This is a genomic window from Tatumella ptyseos (assembly GCF_030552895.1).
Lineage (GTDB): Bacteria > Pseudomonadota > Gammaproteobacteria > Enterobacterales > Enterobacteriaceae > Rosenbergiella > Rosenbergiella ptyseos_A.
This window is the reverse complement of the sequence record NZ_CP130649.1, coordinates 3,069,295-3,089,034: the sequence shown is the minus strand read 5'-3', so window position 1 is coordinate 3,089,034 and position 19,740 is coordinate 3,069,295. Positions and strand designations below refer to the sequence as shown.

General features: G+C 43.7%; 18 protein-coding genes and 1 pseudogene. 8 read left to right on the top strand and 11 right to left on the bottom strand.

Going from position 1 to position 19,740, the window contains the following annotated elements:
- The first annotated feature begins 29 nt into the window (after positions 1-29).
- Complete coding sequence (locus QJR74_RS14570; RefSeq protein ID WP_304372532.1) at positions 30-830, top strand: glucose 1-dehydrogenase; 801 nt, start codon at positions 30-32, stop codon at positions 828-830.
- A gap of 50 nt (positions 831-880) precedes the next feature.
- Here the strand turns inward: QJR74_RS14570 and QJR74_RS14565 are convergent, their stop codons facing one another.
- The 6 genes from QJR74_RS14565 to QJR74_RS14540 form a co-directional block, all read right to left on the bottom strand.
- Entirely contained in the window at positions 881-2,449 is a 1,569-nt protein-coding gene (locus QJR74_RS14565) for an ABC transporter substrate-binding protein (protein ID WP_304372531.1), read from the bottom strand.
- 93 nt (positions 2,450-2,542) lie between these two features.
- Positions 2,543-3,220: an ABC transporter ATP-binding protein gene (locus QJR74_RS14560; RefSeq protein WP_304372530.1), complete on the bottom strand. Its 678-nt coding sequence runs from the start codon at positions 3,218-3,220 to the stop codon at positions 2,543-2,545.
- 2 nt (positions 3,221-3,222) lie between these two features.
- Positions 3,223-4,056, bottom strand: a complete 834-nt coding sequence (locus QJR74_RS14555) for an ABC transporter ATP-binding protein (protein ID WP_304372529.1) — start codon at positions 4,054-4,056, stop codon at positions 3,223-3,225.
- Positions 4,046-4,894 (bottom strand): ABC transporter permease, encoded by an 849-nt coding sequence (locus QJR74_RS14550; RefSeq protein ID WP_304372528.1) that lies wholly within the window; start codon positions 4,892-4,894, stop codon positions 4,046-4,048. The genes QJR74_RS14555 and QJR74_RS14550 overlap by 11 nt, the downstream gene beginning before the upstream one ends.
- Complete coding sequence (locus tag QJR74_RS14545) at positions 4,891-5,943, bottom strand: ABC transporter permease (RefSeq protein WP_304372527.1); 1,053 nt, start codon at positions 5,941-5,943, stop codon at positions 4,891-4,893. Before QJR74_RS14545 ends, QJR74_RS14550 begins: the two co-directional genes overlap by 4 nt.
- The gene (locus QJR74_RS14540; RefSeq protein WP_304372526.1) at positions 5,943-7,511 is read right to left on the bottom strand and encodes an ABC transporter substrate-binding protein; all 1,569 of its coding nucleotides are present in this window, start codon (positions 7,509-7,511) and stop codon (positions 5,943-5,945) included. Before QJR74_RS14540 ends, QJR74_RS14545 begins: the two co-directional genes overlap by 1 nt.
- Positions 7,512-8,000: 489 nt before the next feature.
- Here QJR74_RS14540 and QJR74_RS14535 point away from each other — a divergent pair, with 489 nt between their 5' ends.
- Together QJR74_RS14535 and QJR74_RS14530 are read left to right on the top strand one after the other, a co-directional pair.
- The gene (locus tag QJR74_RS14535) at positions 8,001-9,017 is read left to right on the top strand and encodes a zinc-dependent alcohol dehydrogenase family protein (protein ID WP_304372525.1); all 1,017 of its coding nucleotides are present in this window, start codon (positions 8,001-8,003) and stop codon (positions 9,015-9,017) included.
- A gap of 18 nt (positions 9,018-9,035) precedes the next feature.
- On the top strand, positions 9,036-9,851 hold the full coding sequence (locus tag QJR74_RS14530) for an SDR family oxidoreductase (RefSeq protein ID WP_304372523.1): 816 nt from the start codon (positions 9,036-9,038) through the stop codon (positions 9,849-9,851).
- 971 nt (positions 9,852-10,822) lie between these two features.
- On the opposite strand, the gene QJR74_RS14525 is transcribed toward QJR74_RS14530, so the two are convergent.
- The gene (locus QJR74_RS14525) at positions 10,823-11,773 is read right to left on the bottom strand and encodes a lipopolysaccharide biosynthesis protein (RefSeq protein WP_304372522.1); all 951 of its coding nucleotides are present in this window, start codon (positions 11,771-11,773) and stop codon (positions 10,823-10,825) included.
- A gap of 804 nt (positions 11,774-12,577) precedes the next feature.
- Here QJR74_RS14525 and QJR74_RS14520 point away from each other — a divergent pair.
- The 3 genes and pseudogenes from QJR74_RS14520 (at position 12,578) to QJR74_RS14510 (ending at position 14,559) form a co-directional block, all read left to right on the top strand.
- Positions 12,578-13,285: pseudogene (locus QJR74_RS14520) on the top strand (hypothetical protein).
- A complete protein-coding gene (locus QJR74_RS14515; protein ID WP_304372521.1) occupies positions 13,282-13,704 on the top strand; it encodes a hypothetical protein in 423 nt (140 codons plus the stop codon). Before QJR74_RS14520 ends, QJR74_RS14515 begins: the two are co-directional and overlap by 4 nt.
- A 597-nt stretch (positions 13,705-14,301) precedes the next feature.
- Entirely contained in the window at positions 14,302-14,559 is a 258-nt protein-coding gene (locus QJR74_RS14510) for a hypothetical protein (protein ID WP_304372519.1), read from the top strand.
- 7 nt (positions 14,560-14,566) lie between these two features.
- Here QJR74_RS14510 and QJR74_RS14505 read toward each other — a convergent pair whose 3' ends face one another.
- Positions 14,567-14,704, bottom strand: coding sequence for a hypothetical protein (locus QJR74_RS14505; RefSeq protein WP_304372518.1), 138 nt, complete (start codon positions 14,702-14,704; stop codon positions 14,567-14,569).
- 727 nt (positions 14,705-15,431) lie between these two features.
- On the opposite strand from QJR74_RS14505, the gene QJR74_RS14500 reads away from it, so the two are divergent.
- Entirely contained in the window at positions 15,432-15,629 is a 198-nt protein-coding gene (locus tag QJR74_RS14500) for a hypothetical protein (RefSeq protein ID WP_304372516.1), read from the top strand.
- A gap of 149 nt (positions 15,630-15,778) precedes the next feature.
- On the opposite strand, the gene QJR74_RS14495 is transcribed toward QJR74_RS14500, so the two are convergent.
- From QJR74_RS14495 to QJR74_RS14485, 3 genes are all read right to left on the bottom strand, one after another.
- Complete coding sequence (locus QJR74_RS14495; protein ID WP_304372515.1) at positions 15,779-17,008, bottom strand: MFS transporter; 1,230 nt, start codon at positions 17,006-17,008, stop codon at positions 15,779-15,781.
- A gap of 437 nt (positions 17,009-17,445) precedes the next feature.
- A complete protein-coding gene (locus QJR74_RS14490; protein ID WP_304372513.1) occupies positions 17,446-17,901 on the bottom strand; it encodes a YlaC family protein in 456 nt (151 codons plus the stop codon).
- Between the two features lie 10 nt (positions 17,902-17,911).
- Positions 17,912-19,285, bottom strand: coding sequence for an aminotransferase-like domain-containing protein (locus tag QJR74_RS14485; protein WP_304372511.1), 1,374 nt, complete (start codon positions 19,283-19,285; stop codon positions 17,912-17,914).
- A gap of 252 nt (positions 19,286-19,537) precedes the next feature.
- Between QJR74_RS14485 and QJR74_RS14480 the strand changes: the two genes are divergently transcribed.
- Positions 19,538-19,732, top strand: coding sequence for a hypothetical protein (locus QJR74_RS14480; RefSeq protein ID WP_304372509.1), 195 nt, complete (start codon positions 19,538-19,540; stop codon positions 19,730-19,732).
- The last annotated feature ends 8 nt before the right edge of the window (positions 19,733-19,740 follow it).

Genomic DNA, 19,740 nt, shown 5'->3' with positions numbered 1-19,740 from the left:
CTCTTATTGAAACTAGCTCAGGAGTCATAATGCAAATATCGTTAGCTAAGCAAGTCGCCCTCGTAACTGGTGCCAGCTCGGGTCTAGGCTATGCCTGTGCAAAAGGGCTTGCCGAGGCCGGAGCCAGTGTCGTCATTAATTACAATAGCCAAGCCGAGCCTGCTGAAAAGCTGGCTGAGGAAATACGTCAACAAGGTGGTCAAGCTATCGCTGTACAGGGTGATGTCTCGTCGCAAGACGATGTGAACCACTTAATTGCGCAGGCGGTTGAACACTTCGGTGGGCTAGATATTCTGGTTGCCAACTCAGGCCTGCAAAAAGATGCTGCAATTGGTGATATGACGCTACAAGAGTGGCAAAAGGTGATTGATGTTAACCTTACCGGTCAATTTTTGACGGCACAAGCGGCGTTATTACAGTTCCGTAAACAGAAAGGGCAGCGCCAAGTTAGTCGCGCGAACGGCAAAATTATTCATGTCAGCTCTGTCCACCAACTTATCCCCTGGGCGGGTCATGTGAACTATGCCGCATCAAAAGGTGGGGTGGATCTACTGATGCGCAGTATCGCGCAAGAGGTTGGCGAAGAGCAGATTCGAGTGAACTCGATCGCCCCGGGCGCTATCGCAACGGCAATTAATGCCGAGAACACCGAAGGGGACGCGGCGAAGAAGCTGCTGGAGTTAATTCCTTATGGTCGTATCGGTGCCTCAGAAGATGTGGCGAATGCGGTGGTGTGGCTGGCCAGTGATCTGTCTGACTACGTTCATGGTTCGACACTCTTTATCGACGGCGGCATGAGCTTATACCCTGAATTCAGAGGTAACGGCTAACGCTACTGTTTGAAAGGGGGTAGAGTCGACGCTACCCCCTATTCACTTCGCTATTTAGCGATCTGGTCAAAATAGAGCATACTGACCCCTAAACTCTGCTGTGCCCCCTCAATATTACTGCGTAACCCCACCTGCTGCGCGCCTTGTAACGCCACAACAAAGGGTGAATCTTCCATCACGCTAGTCTGAATCTGCCCATAGAGCGCTCGGCGCTTCGCTGCATCGCTGGTCGCCGCGGCCTGCTGTGTCAATTCACTGAGTTGTGGAATAGACCAGCCGACTCGCCACGCCAAGGTTTTCGGGCCATTCGGCACGTTATAGGCAAAGGTGCTGGCATTGGTATTGGGGTCTATATAATCAGCTCCCCAATAAGTGAAAATTGATTGGAATTGGCGACTACGCATTTTCCCCCAGAGTTCCGCTTCAGGCACAGGCTGGAGCTTAATCTGTATATCGGCTTGAGCGAAGCTGGCTTGTAACGCTTGGGCGATATCGCTGTAGGGCGGTTGATTAGTGAAGGAGAGAGTAAAGGCAGTACCGGGTTTGATGCCTGCCTTGTTTAGAATTTGTTTTGCTTTCGCCACATCCAAGGTGAAAGGTGTTTTTTCTAACGCCCCATCAAACCCTATCGGTAAGAAAGATTGGTGAACTTGATACTGCCCCTTCAATAATTGTTGTGAGAGAGAGCGATAATCCACTAACCAGCGCGCCGCTTGCCACAAGGCTGGATTTCTCAATACCGGTTGTTGGCTATCTTGGGTATTAAAGGCGAGGTAATAAATTAGGCTAGAGGGAAAACTTGCCACTTTCACGCCAGAGGTCTGGCGCAATGCTGCAAACTGATCGGCGCCTAATCCATAGGCGATGTCAGCATCGCCTTGCGTGAGTAATAACCGGCGAGCGCTGGCGTCAGGCACCCCTTTCAATAAAACATGCGCTATTTTGGGTTGGATAGCGCTATGCGGATTTTTTTCTAACAGTAAGGCTTGTTGCGGAACATAGCGTTGGATGCTGTAAGCGGCACTGCCAGCAGAATGATTCTTAAGCCAGTTATTCCCGTAATCCCCCGCTTGTTGGTGCTCACTTACTAATTTTTGGTCCACTATCGAGGCGACAGGCGCAGACAGTAATCGTAGGGCAAGATCTTGGCCTATATTACTCTGCCAACGAATCTCGACCTCTGTATTACTGATTTTTTGTAATGAGGCATCGATATTCTCAGGGGTCCAGCCAAATTCCCCTAAAATAAAGACCGGCGCTTTATTTAATTTTACGGCGCGACTTAACGAGTAAATCACATCCTCAGCAGTGAGCGGATTCCCACTAGCAAAGGTTTGATGAGGTTTTAGGGTAAAACGCAGGCTATGCGGCTGGCTACCGGTCGTCCAACTTGCCGCCGCCGCGGGCACTATCTGTTGCGGATGATTACGATCGGCACTGACTAAACCTTGATAGATATTTACCAGACTACTGGTACTCACCGTTTCGAAGCTCTCTGCGGGGTCAAAACTAATAATACCATCCAAGGGAATCGCAACTACCAAACTATCCGGTGGCGTTGCCGCATAACTGGCGGAGGAAAAGAGGGTAGCAAGGAATAACGGAAGATAGGGTTTCACTCGTAAAGCCTCCTAATAACGATGCGTTATTAGGAGTATAGGGTCGATCTCTTCGACTGAATATTCGTTTTAAGTGATATCTAAAGCGAGTTTTTAGCTAAGCTGGGTAATTCGCCCAGCCTGCATGGTGACTGAGCGGTCACACATGTGGTCGATCACATCTGGATCATGACTCACTAACACCATCGTTAACTGCTGCTCGGCTTTTAATTGATTGAGTAAATTCAATATTTCCGCCTGCACTGACATATCCAGCGCGGAGGTTGGCTCGTCGAGTAGTAGTATTTTTGGCTCCAGAAGTAGCGCACGGACAATAGCGACCCGCTGCCGCTGCCCTCCTGAAAGTTGATGGGGATAACGGTCAATCAATGCGCTCGCTAAGCCAACTTGCTGGAAACCTTGGCTTATCCGGTCATCAATATTATCGAAACCTAGCCGCTTTAAGGGTTCTGCGAGCGTACGGCGTAAACGGTGACGAGGATGTAAAGAGGCATAGGGATCTTGAAACACCATCTGGACATCGCGGCGTAACTGTCCGGTAAAAGAGGAACCGGACTGTACGTGAGTACCCGCTAATACCATCTCCCCGCTCCAATGGGGATTAAGACCTGCCATCACCCAGAGTAGCGACGATTTTCCGCAGCCAGAGGGGCCGACAAGCCCAAAACATTCACCAGGTTCCACTGTTAGACTGACATCTTCCACCACTTGCCGTAAATGATATCCCTGAGGGTGAAAGACATTGAGGTGGTTAACTGTAATAGCGCTCATAATTATCTCTCCAATGCTGCCCGATCTAGCGTGGGTAAGCGCTTACCTTTGGTCGCTAGACTAGGCCGACAAGCCCAGAGCGTTTGGGTATAAGGATGGGTCGCGTGCGCAAGATCGCTTGCCGCTAAGCGGTCGAGAATCTGTCCTTGATACATCACCATGACCCGTTGGCAGTGGTCTGCGACTTGCTGTAAGTCATGACTGATCAGCAATAATCCCATATCGCGCTGCGCCACGAGCTCTTGTATCAAGGAGAGAACTTGGTCACGCATCGCATGGTCTAATGCCGATGTCGGCTCATCAGCAATCAGAAACTCGGGATCGGTAATCAATGCGATGGCCAGCATAATGCGCTGCCCCATTCCCCCAGAGAGTTGATTAGGGTAGCGTTTAATCAGCTGATGCGGATTGGTTAGCCCCACGGCCTCGAGCATCGCCAATACCTTCTCTTGGCGCTGGCGGCGGGAGAGTTTACGGTGCAAAATTAACGGCTCTTCAACCTGCCAACCAATGGTTTTAGAAGGATTTAAGGCATATTTCGGGTCTTGCATCACCATTGCCACTTTTCCCCCCCGCAGAGCTTGCCATTGTGAGGCTTTAAGATGCAGTAAATCGTTCCCGGCAAGGGAGAGTTGTGAGGCGTTAAGGCTCAGCGATGGGGCAAGCAGTCCCATTAAACTGCGGGCCGTCAGCGACTTACCCGAGCCAGACTCTCCGACTAACGCTACCCGCTCTTTTCCGATGTTAAAGGAGATTCCGTCGACTAAGGGGCGACCGCCAGGAACGCCGATAGTAAGCTGGTCAGCAATAATAAATGGGGTGGTATTAGCTGTCATTGCGACTATCCAAGCGGTCCCGCAGACCGTCACCGATGAAATTGAAGGTTAAGCTTGCCAAAAGAATTGCTCCGCCTGGCGCTGCTGCCACCCACCATTGGTCAAAAATCACTTTACCGCCTTCTGCTACCATCGATCCCCACTCAGCGGTTGGGGGCTGAACGCCCATACCGAGAAAGCCTAAGCCCGCAGCAGAGAGAATAATTCCGCCAAGACTTAAGGCGGCACGAACTACCGCGCTAGGTAGGCAAAGTGGTAGCAGATGACCAAACATCAAGGGTAAACCCTTAATTCCCTGCATTTTAGCGGCTGCTAAATAATCGCTTCGTCTTAATTGCTGTGTTTCCGCGCGGGCTTGTCGCGCAAAGGGGGGCCAACTGGTGAGTGCCAACGCCAAGGCGCCATTTAAGATACTAGGTCCTAGCACCGCAACCATCGCGAGAGCGATAACTAAGCTTGGTAATGCCAGAAAAATATCGGTAATACGCATCAAAATTCGTTCAACCCAACCGCCTAGATATCCCGCGGTAATGCCCACCGTCATACCGACCGGTACGGTCAGGATCAGAATAAATACCACTAATAAGAGCGTAGGTCGTGTGCCGTAAATCACGCGTGATAATAGATCTCGGCCAAAACCATCCGTACCAAACCAGTGGTGGCTGTCGGGTGGTAGTAACCGGTCAGCCATAACTTGAGCGTTGGGATCATAAGGCGAAAGCCAAGGGGCAAATAGCGCCATGGCGATAAGTAATGCTAATAGGCTATAACCAATGATCAGTAACCATCGGCGCTTATTAGGCCGGACTGTACGGAGTGGCAAGGAAGTCTCGGTCATCGTGTTCTCGGGTCGGTAAGCCATACTAACGCATCGGTTAGGGCATTGATGATAATAAAGCAACTTCCTATAATGAGGGTTGCTCCCAAGATGGCAGGAATATCTGACGCAAATAACGCATTGGTTAGATAGCGGCCGAGTCCCGGCCAAGCGAACACACTTTCAGTTAATACTGCGCCTTCTAACAGAGAAACGTAGGAGAGCATGACGACGGTAATCAGGGTTCCACGTGTATTCGGAAGTAAATGGTGCCAGACAATTCTCCAGCGACTGGCCCCTTTGGCCCGTGCCAGGGTGACGTACTCTTTGCTGTTCTCTTCTAATAACGCTGCGCGAAGCAGTCGTGTGATCGAGGCCATTGAGAGTAACCCCAAGATCACCACTGGTAACCATAGATGCTGTAACGCATTAATAAACATCTCACGATCGCCGGATAACCAACTATCAATGATGACCAGACCGGTTTTGGGTTCCAAGGTATAAACGTAGAGATCGTCGAGCTGCCCCGGCCCTGCCGACCAATGCAATCCGGCATAAAAAAGTAACAATCCAAGCAAACCGATCCAAAATACCGGAACAGAATAGCCGAGTAACGAGATGACTCGAGCACTATGATCAATCCAGCTTTTAGGATGCCATACCGATACCAGTGCCAAACAAATGCCACAGGTCGCTCCAAGGATAAGCGCGCAGGTTGCAAGTTCAAAGGTTGCTGGGAAGGTGCGTAACAGGTCATCAATGACGGGTTGTCCTGTACTTTGCGACACACCGAGGTGGCCATGAGCGAGTTGCTGTAGGTAGTGCCAGAACTGAACAGGCAGCGAGTGATCGAGTCCGAGTTGGTGTCGAACTTGAGCATAAGTGGATGCGGTAGCGTGATCTCCCACCAGTTGTAATACCGGATCGACCGGTGAGAGATGTGACAAGGTAAAGGTAAACGCTAACAAACCGAGCAGGGTAATCATCAGTGAAAAAAGATTACCCGCCAGGCGCTGTATTAGCCGCCTGACCGGCATGCTACGACCCGAAGTGGACGCAGACACTGCCATTATTTCGTTACCTGGTTGTAATAGACCATGTCAGGGTTCATGCCTTGCTGATACCCTTTAATGTTGCTTCGTAAGGCAATCAACTGGTGAGCTTGTAAACCGATGACATAAGGTGAGCTTTTCTGTACTTGCCGCTGTAATTTTTCATACAGTGCCGCACGTTGGGCGTTATCGGTTAACGCCACGGCTTTGTGTGTTTCAGCCGTTAACTCAGGGATATGCCAGCCAGCGCGATAAGCAAGGGTACTGCTGCCATCTTCTGGATTAGTGGCAAAGGCAGCGGCATTGGTATTGGGGTCAAAATAGTCGGGGCCCCATGAGGTAACGGTTGCATCGAACTGATGGCTTGCCATCTTAGCGGTCACTTCACTGCTTAGGCTTGGAATCAGCTCAATCTTAACCCCACCTTTCGCAAAGCTGGCTTGCAGCGCTTGCGCAATATCTAAGTAAGGCGGTTGGTTATTGACCACAACCTTAAAGGAGATATTAGAGAGGCCAGCTTTCGCTAAGATGGCTTTTGCTTTCTCCGGGTTATAGGTATAAGGCGTATCATTGAGGGCGCCTAAATAGCCGCTGGGTAAGAACGATTGGTGAATTGAGAATTGCCCTTTTAACAAGCCATTCGCAATACCATCGTAATCAAATAGATAACGCGAGGCTTCCCAGAAAGCGGGGTTGTTAAGCGCCGCGGAAGATTGGGTATTAAAGAGCAGGTAGTAAAGCGAGGCAATAGGGACAGAGACTGGCGTGACACCGGATTTATGTTGTAGCGCACTGAACTGATCACTTCCTAGATTACGCGCAATATCCGCATCCCCTTGCTCAATTAAGAGACGACGTGTTGCCGCTTCGGGAACATTTTTAATTAATAGGGTGCTGAGTTTGGGGGCACCGGCTGGCGAGCGCGGGTTGGCCGTCATCAATAGGACTTCATGAGGAACGTAGCGACGAATTTGATAAGGACCGCTACCCGCTGAATGGCTAGATAGCCACTGATGGCCCATGTCGTTGTTAACTTGGTGACTTAATGCTTCTTTCTCATCAACGATAGAGGCAACCGGTGCCGAGAGCAGGCTGAGTACAAAGGCTGGACTGACTGCCGCATCCCAATGTAGCGTAACCTGATTAGCGCTGGTCTTGGTCAGCTGGCTATCGATATTTTTTGCATTCCAGCCAAGCTGTGTCAGTACGAAGGAGGGTTCTAAGTTTAACTTGATGACGCGTGATAATGAGAAGATCACATCTTCAGGACGCACAGGATTACCGCTGGCAAAGGTTGCCCCGTCACGTAAGGTGAAGGTCAGACTCCGATTATCGCTTCCGGCTTGCCAATGCGTCGCCAGTGTTGGGCGTAAATCGACAGGGTGCGAGGGATCCGACTGTAGTAAGCGTTGGTATAAGCTAGTAAAAGCTTGGACGGTAGAAGTTTCAAAGCCCTGAGCGGGGTCAAAGCTAATGGCATCATCTAGCGATTGCGCGACCACTAAGGTATTTGGCGGCGTGGCACTCTGTGCGGAGAGCGCAGTCAGCGATGCGGTGAATAAAAGACTTATCAACGTTTTTTTCATTTTTGTTCCTTGCTAAACGGGGTGTTTGCCGGACTGAGTGAGTGTATCGTCTCACTGTCGCGCATCTTATTATTCTTTATTGTTATATCTACTCTGTTCTTTATCACTTAAGTAATTTATAAGATTTTTTTACGTTCTGCTAGCCAGTGCCGCGATTAATTGTGGATGGCTGACTCTCGCCACTCAGTGGTGATTAATGAATGAGATTAATAATGTCATGCATTATTCGACCTCTAGTCTGTTGTCGCTTTTATTGCCATCATTACCTAACGATAGCTTAGGATTCTGCTAGCAATTTTTGGCTTGTGAGAATATATGGTCGAGGGGGCTGAGCTCGTGCCACTCAATCGAAAACCCCCTGCGTTCATGATAGACGCACTTCAATACGTAATTTTTTTCTGTTTGCAGCCATGCTCACGACGACACAAATTCATATCTAACCAATGCTAAGCGCTGAGCAATCACATACTCACTCAATGGGAGCTAACAATGTTTGCAACGATGATGTACGGTGCGGGCGATGTCCGTTACGAAGAGGTTGCCGATCCGAAAATACTCGCGCCAACAGACGCCATTATTCAACTTGCGGTAACCAGTATCTGTGGATCAGATCTCTGGCCTTATCGCGGCTACGGCGATTTTGATGGCCCTAAAGCGATGGGCCATGAGTACTGCGGTGTGGTGGTAGAAATCGGTAGTGAAGTCAAAACGGTAAAAAAAGGGCAATTCGTAGTCGGGTCATTCTGCCTATCAGACAATACCTGTCCTCATTGCCAATATGGTTTTCAATCCTCCTGTCAGCAACGTGAGTTTATGACCGGTGCTCAGGCACCCTATGCCCGCATTCCGTTAGCGGACGGGACATTAGTCGGGCTCGACCATTTACCCGATCCCTCGCTCTATCCTGATCTCCAAGCAGTTTCTGATGTATTAGGTACAGGTTGGTATGCGGCCGATGCAGCAAGGGTGACGCCGGGGTCCACCGCAGTAGTCATTGGTGATGGGGCAGTAGGCTTAATGGCGGTGATTGCCGCTAAACACTACGGCGCCGAACGCATTATTGCGATGAGTCGCCATCCTTCACGCCAAGCCTTAGCTAAAGCGTTTGGTGCGACAGATATCGTGGCCGAACGGGGTGAAGAAGGCATTGCACGAGTAATGGAGCTAACACGAGGGATTGGAGCCGAATCGGTCTTAGAGTGTGTGGGGATGGAGCAGTCGATGCAGCAAGCTACCAGTATTGTTCGACCTGGCGGTATGATCGGTTATGTCGGCGTACCGCATGGCGTTACCTTTGACGGGCAGAAGATGTTTTTCGCTCAATCGGGGATGTTAGGCGGCCCTGCGCCAGTAAGACGCTTTCTACCTGAACTACTCGACCTCACCTTGGCGCGCAAAATCCAGCCAGGAAAAGTCTTTGATTTAGTGCTGCCGTTATCCGATGTCGCAGAAGGCTATGCCGCCATGGATCAGCGTAAAGCAATCAAAACATTACTCACTCTATAGGGTTAACGAGGGTATTTTATGTCAGACGTTATTGTTGTAATCGGTAGTGGTGCTATTGCTCAAGCTATCGCACGCCGCGTCAGCGTAGGTAAAAAAATTCTCCTTGCTGATATCAATATTGAGACGGCGAAATCGGTAGAAGAGACCTTAAAGAAAGCCGGTTTTGAGGTCAGTACCACGCATGTAGATGTTTCTTCTCGTGATTCTATTGAGGCGTTAGTCGCCACCGCGACGGCGCTAGGTGAAATAAAAGGCGTTATCCATACGGCGGGGCTTTCCCCCTCTCAATCGGCAGCACAAAATCTACTACGGGTCGATCTCTACGGGTCTGCAGTGGTATTTGAAGCCTTTGGTAAAGTTATGGCTGCTGGCGGTTCAGGGGTAGTAATCGGTTCTCAATCCAGCCATCGGTTAGCCGTCGATGCGCTTTCGCAAAAAACCGCGGATGATCTAGCCCTGTTATCCCCCGAGGCGCTGATCGATTTGCCGTGGATCAAAGAGATTGACGACAGCTTATATGCCTACCAAATCGCTAAGCGAGGCAATGCGCTACGCGTTGCATCTGAAGCCGTCAAGTGGGGTAAACGGGGGGCGCGGATCAACTGTATTAGCGCGGGCATCGTCTATACCCCTTTAGCCTATGACGAACTGACTAGCGCTGAACGTGGGGAGTATTACCGTACTATGCTGGCAAATTCGCCAGCAGGTCGTGGAGGCACCCCAGATGAGATTGGTGATCTTGCCGAGTTCCTTTTTGGACCAAAAGGAACCTATATCAGTGGTAGCGATATATTAATCGATGGAGGAGTTACTGCTTCTATTAAGTATCCTTAGGCTTCACCAGATGTTCTTTAGGAGTATCTGGCGAAGTTAATTACCGACCCATGCAGAAATTCTTCATACTATAAAGCCGCTAGATCCCTATCTCTAGTGGCTCACCTGGTTTGCTATTACCCTCACAAAGAGGGTAGCTGAGATTTCTGATACCACGCCTAACTCCCCCTCTCCTTGATCGTTTGCGGCAAGTTAAGCTATCTTCACGAACCTGCTATCATGCTGAAGAGGTTTGAGGTAGTAGGATGATATAAAGTCAGTCACATCTATAATCAATGGCGGATACTACGACTCATAACAAAGTAATTTAACCGTCAATAAACCTAAGACAGAAATGGGTATATAACCTGAAAGACATCAATGAACTTATTACAATATTATTCATCCATATTCTTCAAAAATGAATTACGACTATATTAACCTTTTTTATTTTCTCAGTAATATTTTTCAATTGCTTAATTCTCAGGGTAAAACTATTTTTGATAATAATTTTTTACTCACTCCTGATTAATTTAAATATCGAAAAAATTTAAATTTAGTAGGTTAGGAAGTTAAAGCTTTGTGGGTAATGATATACCACATATAAATCTCGTGCTTTTCTGCATGGTGTATTTTAACCCTAACTATCTAATTTTAATGAAAATTTGAATTTTATAGATCAATTTTTCAACTATCTTTTATGATTAAAATCTTCCTCTTAAAATGTTATGGAGAATATCACAAGTTGATAAAGCTTATCACCTAAATGTATATAATGGGGGATTTACCCTTGCGAGAGGTTTATAAAAATAAATTTTCAAGTTGAGTTTATATTTTAAAATATATTTGCACCAATTTTTTTCTTGGAGGGAAACAATTATATCTACCCTCAAGATATAAATTATTGATGCTTTCCTCCGGTAATTTTTAACAGCCTAACCATAAAAGTTAAGCATATCTAAAACAGGAATACCTTACTCATCCTAACATTACTATATAAGTAAATTATCAGCGTTATCCGAATCTATTAGTAATGTATTAAACATAAAATCAGGACTATGTTTATAGAGAGTATCTTCGTCTAGAGGTGAGATTTCAGAAGCTAAAAAAACTTCTAATTCCTCCCATCTTCTAACTCCAATAATAAAAATTCTTTCTGATGAGTAAAATGGTTCATTCAATAAATTCAAATTGTTTGAAATGAGCTTCTTATTAAAGCAAAGGGCTTCCATAGTTCTAAGCGTATAACCTGTTTGACCATCTTGGTTTATTTCAACAATAACATCAGATAGGATCATCTTTAATAGGCTATGATAATAAGGTATTTCTTCTTCAATATAAAAATCAGAGTTAATGGTTGATGTTTTATCTTTGACGATTGAAAAGTCTATATTGCAGCCAACTTTTTTTAGCTTTTCGGATAGCATTGTTAAAATTGAAACTCTTGATTTATCCCTACCGAGGAAAAAACAATTTTTATTTTTGTTGTTTAACGTTAGTGAGTTGAATCTATTCAAATCTGAATAACCAATAGGTAAAAATTGAGGTGTATATTTTATACCAAATTGTTCAGATTTATCTTTTTCAAATGTATAAATTGACTGAAAGTGAACCCTTACATTAGAGACATAATTACTGCTTACCGGATTTCTAAGTAAAAGTATTTTTTTTCCTGGTAGTTCTTTTAAAAAGGACTGAATCATAGGTGTATGTAATCTATCATCTTTAAAGATTATCAAATCGTCATCATTAATATCCTTTAGTTTCTTTTTTATGTATCTACGTATAAGTAGATCGGAAGGGAAACCGACATGTCGAAGTCGTTTATGCCACCGCCAAAGATCTTTTTTTATTTTTATATCATCAACAGATGATTTACTACGAAGATAATCTATCGAAATCCTTTCGTAATCAGCAGTCCAATTAAAAAAATAAACTTTCATTAAACCCCTCTTTTTTTTATTTCTGGTATAGCCAATTTTTAGTTATTCTTTAATATTTTAAAATATTTACCATCGATATTCCAGAGTATTTTTATAAAAATTATGTTTTTTTAAAAACAATGAAATTAATGTCAAATAATAAGTCGAGTAGATAATACTTTTTATACCTTAACCTATACTCTCCAATTCAACCATTAAGAGTATATCCCTACATCTAACTGAATATTATTTTTTACATCGGGAAGTGGAGGTGATAGAAACCTTCATATTCTCTACGAATACTAGATAAGAGGTAATATAAGGGTATTTTTACTTAGCGTATTAGAAATTAGACCATAATCATCTTTGAAAACTACAATCCTCAAGAAGGGAGATTCCGATAAGAAGAGGCAGCTAATAATAAAAAATAGCGACTTAAGGTTTGTTTGGGTTCATTGGTCATAAGTTAATTTGTTTAAAACACTCCATTTGCATGAATCGAATACTGTCTTCGCTGATCACTGGTTCAACTGATACTAGATAAAGGCGATTCAGAGAAAGATTGTCAAAGTAACGTCTGGAGAAAGAGTTTAATCAAATCTATCTGAACGTAAGCTGTTCATACCACTGCAGATAAAGCATTACTACAATAAAACTTGAAAAAATTAACTTATGAATATCGAAATACCTTGAAAGACAGCCATTCGTAAATATTCTTATATCTACTCCTTTGTATTACTGCTATATAGTAACCCTTAATATCTCTCTATTTAATAATAATATCTTTAGTTGTTATGAGAACATATTAATAAAAAAGGATGTTTTATGAGTAAACGATCAGATATCATAGATGGTAAAGATGCGTTCATCTCTCATTATGGATTAATTTATACCGAGGTGCTTGGATGGGTAGATTTAGGCCATGCATAGGGCCGTGATATAAGAAACCTTTTATCTTCAATGGCACAGGGTGGAGCTTCAAAAAATAAATTTTATAATGTTCAATACTCTCAAGGAATGAGTGGGTTATGGGGACAGGTTAGGACAGGAAAAGTAATCACTTGGCAAATACGACACGGTAGGCCAGTGGAAGAAAGAAAGCAAATTGCTTTAGCAATGATGATGACGGTGGCTAGAAAATTTGAAGCGTACCAAGGAGGATTCCCTAATAATATCTTCTCTGATAGTGGTTTTAGTGGTGAGAATTTAGTTTCCGATTTACTAGGATTTTACCGCGTTATCTCGATCATTAATCCATTTCCTTTGCTTAAGCCAGTAAGTAAGGAAAAAGCGCTTAGACGCTGGGATCACTACGGTAAAATAGGACGCTGGAAGAATGACACCTTCCATCCGTTATTATTTCCAGACCCTGCAGAAAGATCTAATGCACAGCCCTATTTAGGTGAGTTACCTTTATTCATGAAAAGCGTTATTCCCTATAACGATTTTTCATCAGGAAACATAATCCGTCCGAACGATAACGATAAAACATTTTTTGTTCTGGGGGCAGGGAATAGTAGGATGGGCATGTGAAGAAATATATCATCGTAACAGCAATATTGTTATTTATATCCGTTGGATTTATCACCTTAAACTGGCCGTTGCTTAGAGCAGGTTTTACAAGTAGTGCATATTATACTTTACAAGATAAATGGGAGTATGACTACTACACCCCTGAACTCCTGAAAAGGGCGCCTCGTATCTCCGATCACTATAATTTTTCCTACGGTAGAATTTCTGGAAGCGAAGCCGAGGTGTTTACTATTAAATTCTACGGGGTGAGTAGTACTCAATCCATTCGCGAGTATTTAAAGGCAGAAGGGTATGAACCTCAAACGGAATGTAATGTTCAAGCTGAATGCTGGCAGAGTTCGACCGTTAAGGATGAAGTAAGTGTGGGCAATATTCAGTCTCAAATAGGTGTTTTTATACAGATATATAGACCCTTATAAATATTAAGCTGTTAAAAGATATTAATAATACTTTACCATTCGCTATCCAAAATACGTTAAACCCCATGCTAATGCATATTATGTGAAAATTTTTTAGGTGCCTAAATAAGCTAGAAACCATCATTCGAAAGCATTTCAACAGGCAACTAAATACTTCTGGCCGTAACAGGAAAAAAGTAAGTGAATGGTCCCATAATAATCTTCATATTAAATAATTAATTACTGCCTTAGTATCATTAACTATGTCCTCGAACATATCAGCGTTAAGCGACCCTATCTGCGTTATAGGTAAAGGAGTGGCAACAACTTAAAGAAAAATTTAAGGGGGGCACTATTAAGTAATTAATATTTAGTTAATAATTAACTATCTTTAACTCGCTCACTCACTCTTATTCAGTACTCTCTTAAAGAAACTATGTCCAAAAAACGAGTAATCTTCTGATGAAAAAACATTATCAATAAAAGACTTAACGTACATTCCTTATTAACCATAGTCCCTGGCTAGAACAGGTAGGGATAAAATCCATTTTGGGGGTTGAGTCGTCGAGGAAATTAAGTAAAATTATTTCAGTAAAAATGTAGAGGAATCCGCGCGGTATGGCTTTAATCCCTGAAGAAACTATAGATCGTTTATATGGTGAAGTATCAGTTGAGTTGCTCGATAACAAAGAGGCGATTACTCTCGACGCTCTGTTAAACGTCTTTCAAGATAAGTTATCGAAAGCAACTTGTAGTGAAGAAATTTCTGCATTGAAATCAATCGTTTTATCACTTCACGAAAAAAAATCAGGGTGTAAAGCGCCGGAACTAAACGAAAACTATGCAATAAAAGATTGTCGGCTAAGTGGAAAGTAAAAGTAGATTAATGACTTTTTCTCGCTACGGTTTGGATAGCTAACCGATAATAGATAAGCTCTTCGGCATCAGTGACTGACAGACTCATCGTATGTATTTGGGCGATGATATCTTCCTTCCCCATAGCTAAATCACTTTCAACCATCAGCCGTACTGCTCGTCCAATAATTCTTAAGGGAATACCCAGGTCTATTTCCTTGATTTTGATACCCTCCAACCATGTACATGCTATACAGTTAGCAGCCTAACATATAAAACCATTAATTTCTGGTAAGTATTAAGAAATATTCAATTTTATACGGCGGATATTCTACATAATTTGGCCTAGCCCGCATGTACGCTGGGGCTTAGCGATATGTGGGTTCATAAAAAAATTTTAAAAAATTTAACCTAGCTCAAGGCATTCGCCGAAGCAGATGCCTACACAGACGTTGGTAAATCTTTTTACTCTCTAAACTCGCTAGATTACCTACTCGGCTAGCAGTATATCACCAAGCGCGGGAGCTTTGGTCCTTCCTTACCCTAGCTCGATGACTTATAGCGGGGGCTTGATTATTACCTCTGAGGTTCTCATTAACCAGCGTCTACCTTTGATTCAATACACCGAGTTATGCCGAGAAGGAGCTTACCGATAGGTCGTATTAGCAAAGAGCTTTTAGGTTTATCTAGTTTTATTAAAATAAATAGAGCTATTTTTTCTCAAAAACAACTATTCAATCCATTTTATATTTATATGAATTTTAAAAAGTAAAAAAAGACTATTTTCCCGCTATATTACTATAGTATTTGGTTATTTTTTGGTTCGATAGCTATTCGTGATATTAATTAGTACTATTTAGAGAAAAATAGAGAGCTGATGGGGAAGTGGATTGATGGAAGCTAACGCAACAGAAGCGGTGATAAATGCTCTCGTTTTTGGTGTGCTATGGGGCGCTTTTATGCTTTTTTGCGCAAAAAAAGAGTTGAGTAAACGGCCGTTAAAATTCGCTTTTATCTATTTAGCCGCAGGCATTATTTATATGCTGTTGTCTTCCGCTTTTAAATATTTAATCTATAGATATCTGCTTTAGGATATCTATAGTGCAGTACCGTAGATGAGGTAAAAATAATAATATTTACCACTATTATTTCAACCCAAAGCTCATGTACAGCATTTATCAAGCGGCTACGCTTTCAAACCCGCCTTCGCCAAAAGCGTACCAACGAAGACGGCAGAATATTATCCGATGGCTCCCAAGAGATCTTCAGCCGTTGGCTGTTGTCTAGGGACAAGGAATAATGTTGCTATGATATCCAGTAAGTAGAGGATAGCGAGTAAGCTGATGGCGAGAACAAAGGAGCCGTGACTCGTAATGATCCCCATTACCAAAGGACCAAAGCCCCCGACTCCTCTGCCAAGATTAAACAGTACATTTTGAGCCACTGCACGAATTTCAGTTGGGTAAGTATCAGAAATCAACGCGCCATAACCCCCGACCATGCCATTGACAAACATCCCCATTACCGCACCCGCAATTAACATAGTCATAGGATCTTGTAGTTGCGCATAAAGAATTACCATCGTTAGCGCACCCAGTTGATAGAGGATAAAAATTTTCCAACGGGCATATCGATCCGCTAAGAAGCCAAATAGACCGATACCGATTATCATGCCCAGCACGGTGACAGCAGTCCACAGACCTGATTTGGTGAGCGAAAAACCGAATTGTTGAGAAAGATAGGTGGGCATCCAGATCATCAATCCGTAATAGCCAAAATTTTGTACAGAACAGAGGATAAATATCCCCAGACTGGCTTTGGTTGTCGTGCGGTCACGACATAACATAGCTAAGCTTTTTTTTAAGCCTAATCGAGGTTTCTGTTGCTGAACCTGACGATATTCCGCGGGTTCATCCATTCCGTGGCGTAGAAAAAAAGAGAATAATGCGGGGAGCAAGCCGATTAAAAAAACTCCTCGCCAGCCAATGATGGGTAATAGAAGCGGGGTAATCATTGCGGCGAGCAATACGCCAAGCTGCCATCCCATACCGACCCAAGCCGAAGCACGATTACGTTTGTGCGCTGGCCATGTCTCGGCAATAAGGGCCATCCCGATACCAAATTCTCCTCCAAGACCGACACCCGCTAGAGTACGGTAGGTCAGTAAGTCCCAATAGCCTTGCGACAACGCGCAGAGTCCAGTGAAGATCGCGAACATTAAGATAGTCGTGGTCAGCATTTTGATACGGCCATAGCGGTCACTGAGAAATCCAAAAAGTATTCCGCCAATTACTGCCCCAATTAAGGTCCAAGTCACTAAGGCCCCACTTTGTGCTGAATCAAGAGAAAGACTGATACTGATTGCAGGTAATATAAATCCAAGAATTAAGAGGTCAAATCCATCCATTGCGTAACCACTGATAGCAGCAATGATCGCTTTTAGAGGGGTGATTTGTTTTTTGTTTGGCATAGTGAATAGTAGTTTGCAGAGTGGGTCCACTATCTTCTTATTTTTCAGCTAAAAAACCAAATTTACTCAATAATTCCTCTTTATTGTAAAGTCGATGGAGACTGGAGAGGTAAAACTCATACCAGTCTTCCGACGCCATTAGCGTTTTATTTCACGAAGCGGGCCTTGCATAAATTCATCGGGTGACTCGGCAGTGTCGGGACATTGAGGGCGATACTGATGGGATGGAGATAGGAAAAGTCGTGGATGTGAGGGGTGAGCACTGGTAGCTAATGAGATTACTATAAGCAATAGTGCGGAATAAGATTTTTTCATACTGATGCCTCCAAGGTTATTGAGGCATTAAGCTTACGGGAGCTTATCGTCAAACAGTGACTAGCAATTTAAAAGTAATCACTGTCGACGTAACGAAATACAAGAAATATGACAAAGAGGAGCTAGTGCATTTTCGCCAGGTCACGAAAGAATATTTCAGCCCCCAAGGCTTGAAGGCGATGGATCTCATGCTTACTCTGATCAGAGACTTGATCAGAGTTTAGGATCTGATCGATAACGGCAGATCGCACTGGGACCTCTCGATACCATTCACCGGTATAACAATTTTTCCATGCAATTTTATCGATATCATCGAGATGATAGGACGGGGTGATATGGAAAAAGAAAAAGCCATTTAATAAGACAAAAATTGCTACACATATCCACACATCGAGACGACTAAAAATATCCGAATAGATAAGCAGCCCTATAGTTAGGATAAACATCCCGAGCATAATGGCGTAGAGGCCTTTTTTTTCGAACACAAAACGTGGATCGAAAATTAGCTTATCATCGCGTTTCTCCTCAAGATTAATCCGTGTGAGTTCGCGTTGTAAGATCTCTTGTACTGCGCTCATATCGTTCACCTTATATCTGGGTCTGCTTTAAATAGAGGGTATTTAACACATCGCGAAATTTCTTTAGCGCGATTTCTAATGCTGAAAGGGAGCTGTAACCGCTTAAACTAATACGTAAAAAGCTCTCATCGTTTTTTTCAAAACTAAACTCGTTGGAGGGGGTTGCAGAAATTCCTGCCTGTTGCAGTAGGAAAGCAATCTCGTAAGCATTTTTCTTACCCAAACTAAACCAGACATGGAAGCCATCCTCGGAGATTTTAAAGTTATCATCGGGGAATAATCGACAAAATAACTTCACCCTTACCCTAGTTGCTTTGAGAGTCTCCTCTGCGGTTCGTTGAGCAACACCAGAACTAATCCATTTATGAACAATCTGGTGAGTCAGAGGGTTATCCCCTACTTTTAATGCCCCCATGACCTGACACAGTTGATGGGTATCGGCTTCGGATGGACCATAAACCCACGCCATTCTCATCCCCGGGGCGAAGCTTTTCGATAGCCCATTTAAATACCATGTTTGGCTTGGGAGGATCTGACTAAAGGTCGCTATTCCTTGGCTGGAAAGGGCGCCATAGGCATCATCTTCGATGATCGATAGGTGATAGCGCTTGGCGACTTCCGCTAACGCAAGCCGACGATTAATTGAAAGCGTGACGGTGGTTGGATTATTAATATTGGGATTAATATATAGCGCGCTAATCTGGTTTTCCTGACACAGTTTCGCTAAGGCTTCGGGTAATGGACCTTCCTCATCACAAGGTATCGTGACATAAGGGGTCGCCATCAGTTGAATAATCGATTTTAAACCGGAATAAAAGTAGTGAGGGAGCGCAATGGTACCTTTTCTCTGGTGCAGGATAAATAGCGCAAGTAAGCCTTCGTGAATTCCCGCGCAGGGTAAAATCCGATTTACCGATGGCTGAAGGACTTTTTTACCTAACCAATCTAGACCTGTTTGACGAATGTCGACGTTATCGAGTGTGGATTGGTAGCGAAAAATTTTGCGAAAATCATAGTCGTAGACCGATGAGATGGCTTGCTGTTTTAATTCTAAGGATAACGCTTCAGAGTGCTCGCTCAGCGGCGAGTTCATCGAGGTCAAATCATGGCTAGTTTGTAACGCTTCAACAATTCCGCGGCGGCTAATAAAACTGCCTTTTCCAGGGCGTGAGGTGATAACGCCTGCCAATTTACATTGATGATAGGCTTTTTGCACAGTGGCATAGTTAATCTGTAGTTGAGACGATAATTCCCGTACAGAAGGTAGCTTATATCCAGGGGCGAGATTCCCTTGTTCAATCTGTGAAATTAAAAAGCGTAAAATATAATCAGGTTGCTCACTCGGGCGAAGAACCACTAAATGGGATTTTAAAAGAGTGAACATATTGACGACCTCATTAAATTCGTGAGGTAAATTTTAATTTTATCTATTTTTTTTCGCAAATATTAAAATTTAATTCTATATTTAATACACTATGATGTTGATATATATAAATTTTAATTTAATTCTAAACTGACTGTAATTACTAAGTGAAATACTTTTTAACGTATTCACTTTCTCACGAGTAGAGTTAATTAAAGGCTTGTTCTACAGTTATTGATATAAAAAATTGTAGAGAATTCTAGGGATTATAATATGGATACTAATATCGTGAGTCATGATGGATTTCTGGAAGAAATTATTGGCCAAACAGTACTTCAACTCCTTGCCCAACAGCGACCTATTACCCTGCCAAGTTTACTTCAAGCTATACACCACCTTAATGATGCTGAAAAAATCGATCAAGCGGAAGCGTTATTACGAACCGCCTTTACCATTCGCGCAGCGTAATAGAGTAA

Coding starts and splice junctions, on each gene's coding strand:
- QJR74_RS14500 (WP_304372516.1), top strand. CDS start 15,432: ATGGAAGCTAACGCAACAGAAGCGGTGATAAATGCTCTCGTTTTTGGT.
- QJR74_RS14495 (WP_304372515.1), bottom strand. CDS start 17,008: ATGCCAAACAAAAAACAAATCACCCCTCTAAAAGCGATCATTGCTGCT.
- QJR74_RS14480 (WP_304372509.1), top strand. CDS start 19,538: ATGGATACTAATATCGTGAGTCATGATGGATTTCTGGAAGAAATTATT.
- QJR74_RS14510 (WP_304372519.1), top strand. CDS start 14,302: ATGGCTTTAATCCCTGAAGAAACTATAGATCGTTTATATGGTGAAGTA.
- QJR74_RS14550 (WP_304372528.1), bottom strand. CDS start 4,894: ATGACCGAGACTTCCTTGCCACTCCGTACAGTCCGGCCTAATAAGCGC.
- QJR74_RS14485 (WP_304372511.1), bottom strand. CDS start 19,285: ATGTTCACTCTTTTAAAATCCCATTTAGTGGTTCTTCGCCCGAGTGAG.
- QJR74_RS14535 (WP_304372525.1), top strand. CDS start 8,001: ATGTTTGCAACGATGATGTACGGTGCGGGCGATGTCCGTTACGAAGAG.
- QJR74_RS14525 (WP_304372522.1), bottom strand. CDS start 11,773: ATGAAAGTTTATTTTTTTAATTGGACTGCTGATTACGAAAGGATTTCG.
- QJR74_RS14490 (WP_304372513.1), bottom strand. CDS start 17,901: ATGAGCGCAGTACAAGAGATCTTACAACGCGAACTCACACGGATTAAT.
- QJR74_RS14545 (WP_304372527.1), bottom strand. CDS start 5,943: ATGGCAGTGTCTGCGTCCACTTCGGGTCGTAGCATGCCGGTCAGGCGG.
- QJR74_RS14505 (WP_304372518.1), bottom strand. CDS start 14,704: ATGGTTGAAAGTGATTTAGCTATGGGGAAGGAAGATATCATCGCCCAA.
- QJR74_RS14530 (WP_304372523.1), top strand. CDS start 9,036: ATGTCAGACGTTATTGTTGTAATCGGTAGTGGTGCTATTGCTCAAGCT.
- QJR74_RS14540 (WP_304372526.1), bottom strand. CDS start 7,511: ATGAAAAAAACGTTGATAAGTCTTTTATTCACCGCATCGCTGACTGCG.
- QJR74_RS14560 (WP_304372530.1), bottom strand. CDS start 3,220: ATGAGCGCTATTACAGTTAACCACCTCAATGTCTTTCACCCTCAGGGA.
- QJR74_RS14555 (WP_304372529.1), bottom strand. CDS start 4,056: ATGACAGCTAATACCACCCCATTTATTATTGCTGACCAGCTTACTATC.
- QJR74_RS14570 (WP_304372532.1), top strand. CDS start 30: ATGCAAATATCGTTAGCTAAGCAAGTCGCCCTCGTAACTGGTGCCAGC.